Origin of the sequence: Streptomyces sp., assembly GCF_036566765.1 — a bacterium.
In the GTDB taxonomy this organism is placed as follows: Bacteria; Actinomycetota; Actinomycetes; order Streptomycetales; family Streptomycetaceae; genus Streptomyces.
Genome location: NZ_DATCVQ010000428.1, coordinates 1 through 4,394 on the forward strand (window position 1 = coordinate 1; position 4,394 = coordinate 4,394).

Genomic DNA, 4,394 nt, shown 5'->3' on the forward strand with positions numbered 1-4,394 from the left:
GCCGTCGGCCGTCACGGCCTCCAGCGTGTAGAAGTACGTGTTCTGCTTCGTCGCCGTGGCGTCCTCCCACGTCCGGGTCGCCGTCGGCAGCAGACCGTCGTGCTGCGGCTCGTACGCCCCGGCTGCCGGGTTCCACCGGCTGACCCGGTAGCCGACGACCGTGTCGCAGAGCGCCGTGTCGGTGCACTGCCAGGTGACGGTCGGCCGGATCGTGATCGTCGTGCCGTGGCCCAGGGCGCCGAGCGCCCAGTTCCTGGTGACGGTCACGGACGGCCGGACGTCGAGCTCGGTGGCCTCGACGACGGTGACCTTCGGGTCGCTCGGGGGCAGCTTGTTGCCCCAGCGGTCCACGGCGACCACGGCGTACACGTGCTTCGTGCCGTCCGGGAGGTCGCCGCAGAGGGTCGCGAGCGGGTCGCTCGGGTTGTCCCAGCAGGTGTCGGGGCCGAGCCACTTGACCGTGCCGTCGGTCTGCCGGATGCCCTTCCACACCACGTACTCGTCGATGTCGTCCTCGGGCGAGGCGGCCCAGCTCACCACCATGCCGTCGGCGCGCGGGGTGACCTTCACCCCGGTGACCGGCCCGGGCGCCACGTCGTCGCCGGTGCGGACGACGAGCGGGGCGGAGTACGCCGACTCGACTCCGTCCGGGTCCACCGCGGTCACGGCGTACGTCACGTACGTGTTGACGGGCATGTCCAGGTCGACGCACGCGCCCCCGTTGTCCGCCTCGTTGCTCCCCTCGGCGTCGCAGGTCACCTGGGTGCGGGCGGCGGGGTCGAACGTCTTGCCGGGCGAGCGGTACACGCGGTAGTGCCCGCCGTTGTCCCAGTCCTCGCCCCAGCGGCCGCCGGGCGCCGTCCAGTGCACCGTGGTGGAGCCGGGACGGGCGTAGGAGTTCAGATCGGTCGGGGACCCCGGCGGCGTGCGGTCGACGCCGTCGCCGGTGACCGTGGCGTACGCCCCCGGGTTGCCGAGCGCGTCGATGCCGCGGACCCGGTAGTACCGCGTCGTGTTCGCGGGCGCGCCGGCCATGTAGGACGGCGTGGTCGTCGTGGCGAGCCACTCGAACGGACCGGTGGCCGCGGACGAGGCGTACACCTCGTACTTCGCCGCGTCGGCGACGGCCTGCCAGTTCAGGTAGGCCAGCCACGCGTCGCTGACGACCGTGAGACCCGTCGGGGCCACCGGGCCCGTGAGGTCGGGGGTCTTCGCCGTGACGTCGAGGCTGCCGGCGGACTCGTTGCCGGCCTTGTCGACGGCGCGGACCTCGTAGAGGTACGTCTGCCCCGTCGCGGGCGGGGCGTCGACGAAGGACGGGGACGTGAGCAGTGTGGACGGGCTGACCCTGGCCCACTGGGTGAGGCTCAGTCGCCGGTAGACGCGGTACCCGGCGAGGTCCATCTCCTTGTTGGCGGCCCACCGCAGCGTGGTCTTCAGCGCCATGGCGTCGTATGTCGCGGTCAGGCCGGCCGGCGCGAGCGGCTTGACCGTGTCGACGGCCGCCTCGGTGCGCGGGGCGTACGTGAACGCGGCGTAGGCGTAGCCGGTCCAGGCGACGTAGTCGACGCGGATGGTGTGCTTGCCGGCCGGGATGCTGAGGTCGACGGTCTTGCGAGCGGTGGCGGAGACGTTGCTCCACATGTCGATCTTGCGAACGCCGTCGACGTAGACGCGCATGCCGTCCTGCGTGGCGGCGTTGAGGCGGAAGGGGCCGCCGGAGCCGAAGTCCCGGGTGAGGGACCAGCGGATCGAGAAGTTGTCGTTGGGCAGCGTGACGCCGGCCGGGTCGCCGTTGCCGTAGTTCTCGGCGATCGCGGAGTCGCAGGCGGTCAGCTTCGGCGTGCCGCTGAACGAGGTGTTGGCGAAGTACTGCGCCGTCCAGACCGGGGAGGTGCAGGTGACGGCGGCGGAAGCCGGGGTGGCGGTCAGCAGACCGCCGGCCGTGGCGAGCGCGGCGGTCAGCGCCGCCGCTCCCAGGCGGGTACGAGACATCACAGAGAGTGGGGCCCTTTCCGGACCGACGTGAAACACGTGCAACGTAGTGATGCCTGTGTGACTCGTGAGGACGGGGCAGGGTTGCCCCCGCCCCCTCACCTTTTTCGCCCGGCGGCGAGTGCTGCCGCTGGCGGAGCACCGGTGCGAGTTCTACGAGGAGCCGCCCCGGACCGTCGGGAGCCCCCGCGGTGGTGTCAGTGGCTGCTGTTAGCGTCCGGCCGTTCTGGAAGGGCTACGCAGGGAGGGCCGCATGGGCGCGTCGGGGTGGGACTACTCCGTGCCCTATCAGGAGGATCTCGTCGGGGCGTTCGAGGGGCTCCGGCGGAGGGTCTTCGAGGAGCGGGACTACTACTGGGGGCCGGGTGCCGACTGGCAGCCGGAGGAGGACCGGCTGCCGTGGCCCGAGACCGAGGAGGAGTTGTGGGAACACGAACTCGTCCAGCATGACGGGACGCATTCGATCCTCGACATCTTCAAGATCATCGGGCCGGACGAGGAGCCGGACTACGGCACGGTCAAGCAGGTCACCGAAGAGGAGGCGCTGCGCCTCCTGGGGGTGCGGAAGCTCACCCGGGCTCACGTGCCGAGGTTCGAGGAGTTCGATCACTGGCGTTGGTACGGCCGGTGCGCCGTACTCCACGACGCCGAGGGGGAGCCCCAGGAGATCTACTTCTGGGGCTACTCCGGCGACTGAGCCGGCGCCGCGGATCAGGTGTGAAAGGGAGGCACCGACACCAGCCGGGGCTGAGCCGTCGGCGCCTACCGCCGCTCCAGGGCTACAGGGCTTCCAGGTTCGGCTTGGGCGGCTCGCCCGTCTTGCTTACCGGAGGCAGGACCGACCAGGGGAAGTTGATCCACTCGTCGGTCTTCTTCCACACGTACTCGCACTTCACGAGGGAGTGGGACTTCTCGTAGATGACCGCGGAGCGGACCTCGGCGACATGGTCGACGCAGAAGTCGTGGACGAGCTTGAGCGTCTTGCCGGTGTCGGCGACGTCGTCCGCGATCAGGACCTTCTTGTCGGAGAAGTCGATCGCACTGGGGACGGGCGCGAGCATGACCGGCATCTCGAGCGTGGTGCCCACACCGGTGTAGAACTCCACGTTCACGAGGTGGATGTTCTTGCAGTCGAGGGCGTAGGCCAGGCCGCCGGCGACGAAGACGCCGCCGCGGGCGATGGAGAGCACGATGTCGGGCTCGTAGCCGTCGTCGGCGATGGTCTGGGCGAGCTCGCGGACCGCGTGCCCGAAGCCCTCGTACGTCAGGTTCTCCCGTGCCTCAGTCATTGCGTCACACCTGCGTCCGATGGAAGTTCTGGAACGAGCGGGAGGCGGTCGGGCCGCGCTGCCCCTGGTACCGGGATCCGTAGCGCTCGCTGCCGTACGGGAACTCGGCGGGCGAGCTCAGTCGGAACATGCACAGCTGGCCGATCTTCATGCCCGGCCAGAGCTTGATCGGCAGGGTGGCGAGGTTCGACAGCTCGAGGGTCACGTGCCCGGAGAAGCCGGGGTCGATGAACCCGGCGGTCGAGTGGGTCACGAGCCCGAGCCGCCCGAGGGAGCTCTTGCCCTCCAGGCGGGAGGCGATGTCGTCCGGCAGGCTGATGACCTCGTAGGTGGAGGCCAGCACGAACTCGCCGGGGTGGAGGATGAAGGCCTCGTCACCCTCGGGCTCGACCTCGCGGGTCAGGTCGTGCTGTTCGACGGCGGGGTCGATGTGGGGGTAGCGGTGGTTCTCGAACACCCGAAAGAAGCGGTCGAGCCGCACGTCGATGCTCGAGGGCTGCACCATGGATTCGTCGTACGGGTCGATGCGCACCCGGCCTGCGTCGATCTCGGCCCGGATGTCCTTGTCTGAGAGAAGCACGCCCCCACGATACGCAGAGGGCGCGGGCCGCCCCAATCGGGACGGTGCCCACGCCCTGCCCGCATCAGCGCCGCTCAAGCTCCACGGGCACCGCGTGCCGCAACCGGGCACACCGTGGACAGCGAATGAGCCGCCCCGGCCCGATCCGCGCGGGCCCGAGCTGCTGCAACGGGAACGAAGCTGTACTGAACACGTGCCCCTCGGCACAACGGACGACGGTGCGCTCCATCGAAGCCATCAAGTCCCTTCCCCAACAAACATGGACGAGACCGCCACATTAGGGGATAAACAGGACGCCACTCCATCCGGCACTCCGCCCCCGACCCTACGCCCCAACTTCCGCCCCCCACACCCCTGTCCACCCCCCGCCAAACGCGAAGGACTCCACGACGCGACACGTCGGGAGTCCGGGATGAGGTACAGTGTGTGACGCTACGGTACGGATCACCGACCGACGCGCGGATGTAGTTTAATGGTAGAACATGAGCTTCCCAAGCTTATAGCGCGGGTTCGATTCCCGTCATCCGCTC

The 4,394-nt window shown here is 69.4% G+C and carries 4 protein-coding genes and 1 tRNA gene; 2 read left to right on the forward strand and 3 right to left on the reverse strand.

What is annotated here, in order from left to right:
- Nucleotides 1–1,995, reverse strand: a 1,995-nt coding sequence (locus tag VIU94_RS25490; RefSeq protein WP_331914512.1) for a PA14 domain-containing protein, incomplete at its 3' end; no start/stop codon positions are given.
- Nucleotides 1,996–2,248: 253 nt separating this feature from the next.
- On the opposite strand from VIU94_RS25490, the gene VIU94_RS25495 reads away from it, so the two are divergent.
- Nucleotides 2,249–2,692 carry a hypothetical protein gene (locus VIU94_RS25495; RefSeq protein WP_331914514.1) on the forward strand — a complete coding sequence of 148 codons (444 nt, stop codon included), beginning with the start codon at nucleotides 2,249–2,251 and terminating at the stop codon, nucleotides 2,690–2,692.
- Between the two features lie 82 nt (nucleotides 2,693–2,774).
- Here the strand turns inward: VIU94_RS25495 and VIU94_RS25500 are convergent, their stop codons facing one another.
- Nucleotides 2,775–3,284 (reverse strand): phosphoribosyltransferase, encoded by a 510-nt coding sequence (locus tag VIU94_RS25500; RefSeq protein ID WP_331914516.1) that lies wholly within the window; start codon nucleotides 3,282–3,284, stop codon nucleotides 2,775–2,777.
- A gap of 4 nt (nucleotides 3,285–3,288) precedes the next feature.
- Nucleotides 3,289–3,864 carry a dCTP deaminase gene (gene dcd, locus VIU94_RS25505; RefSeq protein ID WP_331914518.1) on the reverse strand — a complete coding sequence of 192 codons (576 nt, stop codon included), beginning with the start codon at nucleotides 3,862–3,864 and terminating at the stop codon, nucleotides 3,289–3,291.
- A gap of 458 nt (nucleotides 3,865–4,322) precedes the next feature.
- Here dcd and VIU94_RS25510 point away from each other — a divergent pair.
- A tRNA-Gly gene (locus tag VIU94_RS25510) sits at nucleotides 4,323–4,393 on the forward strand.
- Nucleotide 4,394: the final 1 nt, after the last annotated feature.